The organism is Streptomyces sp. NPDC020490 (assembly GCF_044335305.1).
GTDB lineage: Bacteria > Actinomycetota > Actinomycetes > Streptomycetales > Streptomycetaceae > Streptomyces.
On record NZ_JBIRUY010000107.1, the window covers coordinates 1 to 1436 of the forward strand.

At 69.6% G+C, this 1436-nt stretch carries 1 protein-coding gene; it reads right to left on the reverse strand.

Annotation, left to right across the window (positions count from 1 at the left end):
- Positions 1-170: 170 nt before the first annotated feature.
- Positions 171-1394 carry an IS4 family transposase gene (locus ACH4ZX_RS40310; protein WP_398283914.1) on the reverse strand — a complete coding sequence of 408 codons (1224 nt, stop codon included), beginning with the start codon at positions 1392-1394 and terminating at the stop codon, positions 171-173.
- Positions 1395-1436 lie beyond the last annotated feature (42 nt).

Below are 1436 nucleotides of genomic sequence, written 5' to 3' on the forward strand. Positions count from 1 at the left end.
CAATGCCGGTGACTTAGGTGGTGTGTGGTCTGGAGATCGTGAGGACTGCCGTGGCTGGTGGCGGCAGGTTGCGGTGTTCGGCTCGTTTGAGGGGCCAGTTGGACATCTTGCGTTTGATGACGCGGGGACTGGTCCGTTGACGCCGCTGGGGTAAGAGGCGTTCGGTGATCTCAGCCCGGGTGCGGGCCAGTGCCCGGGCGAGTCTGCCGGGGGGAAAGCGCCGCCTGGGCGGGGACCTGGCGGCGCACGACACGCAGGCTGCGGATGAAGGAGATCCGGTCGGGATCCAGGCCCTGACGGAGGGCGGCCTGGTGCATCAGCTGCCGGATGGCATGGTGGACCAGGAGGAATCCGTAGATCTCCTGCTCCACGCCCCAGGGATACTTCGAGCGCAGGACGAGCCGGGGGCCGCGCTGGTGGGTCTTGATCTCGTCCAGGGTGGTCTCGATCTCCCACCGCTGGACGTAGAGCGCGGCGAGGCCGGCGGCCGGGGCCGCGTCCGGGTCGAGGATCGTGGTCAGCAGCCGGTAGACGGTGGCGTCCTCGCCGGCGGCCAGGGTGTACTCGATGACCCGCACCGGCACCGGATTACGGCGCCGCTTGCGGTCCGCCTCCGCGTGGACGGTGCTGAGGTAGGAGCCGTCAGCCAGGGTCTTCACCACCGGCAGGGCCGCACTGGAACGCACCCGCCACAGCTGGTCGGCGCCGGTGGCGCGGGCGGCCTGCCACAATTCGAAGCCGTAAAAGCCCCGGTCGGCGAGCAGGAGCATCCCTTCCCCGAGCTGGGTGAACAGCTTCCGGGACAGGCTCTGTTCGCTCGCCGAGAGCGGGCCGACGGCAGCGCCGAAGACTGCGTGGGTGCCGCATTCGGCCAGGGCTACCACCCGGGCCTGCGGGAACGCGCTTGTTCCGCGGCCGGAGGCATGGCGGCCGAAGAACTCCTCGTTGGCCGCGGTATCCGCGATATCCAAGGTCGTGCCGTCCACCGCGACCACACGCCAATGCCGATACCAGGCACCGGCCGTCTCCGGCACCGCCACAGGCCGGCACACCCTGGCGAACAGCGCCTTGACCGGCTCCACGCCCAGACGCCGACGCGCCCGGCCGATCGCAGCGGTCGTCGGCACCCGCCACGACCGCCGTCCCTCGCCCAGCCCCTCGCCCAGCAGCCGGGCAACCTCTTCATATCCCTGCCCGAAGAACAGGCACATCGCGAGGATGAAGTAGACCACCACCCGCGCCGGCAGCAGACGGTTGCGCTGCTCAACGCGGCCGGTCCCGGCGATCACCTCATCCACCAGATGAGGCGGAAACGCCTGCGTCAGCACCCCGACCGCGATCCGGTCCGACAACCGCTCACCCGCAGGCGTCCTGGCCTGCCCCGCCCTCGCCACACGAACAACAACGAGACACAACCACCTAAGTCACCGGCATTG